We start from the raw sequence: 576 nt of genomic DNA, 5'->3' as shown, positions 1-576 counted from the left end.
CATGTATGAAAATGGGACCATCAATTACGTAAAGGCAAGGGTGCTGGAGGTGACGGATCAGCAGCTGGAGCCGGTGGAGGAAGCAGAGGGACGCTGGCTGGGAACCCAGGAACTGAAGGTGAAACTTCTTAATAAGGGCCATTCCGGGGAAATCATTACCGTAACCAATTACCTGAGTACGACCCATAATGTTTATGGGAAAAAGGGGCAGTCATTAATTATTAAGGCGGATTGCCCTGAGGGGGTGGAACCGTTTTATTCTGTCTATAATTACGACAGAACTACAGGACTTATGATGACCGGCATTGTCTTCCTGGCATGTATGGTGCTGGTAGGGCGGGGAAAAGGAGTAAAAAGTATTCTTAGCCTGGCATTTACCATGTTTTTTATCATAGCGTTTCTTCTTCCCATGATATACAGGGGCTATTCCCCCGTACTTTTGAGCATTCTTACGATTCTTGTCTCCACGGCTGTCTCCATGCTGCTTCTGAACGGCTACAGCGCGAAGACACTGACGGCTATCGCCTCTACCATGACGGGAGTGCTGGTGGCAGCAGGGGCATTTGCGGTCATAAC

Annotated in this window: 1 protein-coding gene; it reads left to right on the top strand. The window is 48.8% G+C overall.

Going from position 1 to position 576, the window contains the following annotated elements; translation table 11 throughout:
* Window positions 1-576: YibE/F family protein (locus tag NE664_12870; protein MCQ4727527.1), on the top strand; the 576-nt coding region annotated here is incomplete at both ends.

Origin of the sequence: Anaerotignum faecicola, from assembly GCA_024460105.1 — a bacterium.
Lineage (GTDB): Bacteria > Bacillota > Clostridia > Lachnospirales > Anaerotignaceae > JANFXS01.
The sequence above is the reverse complement of the archived record's forward strand: the minus strand, read 5'-3'. Positions and strand labels throughout refer to the sequence as shown.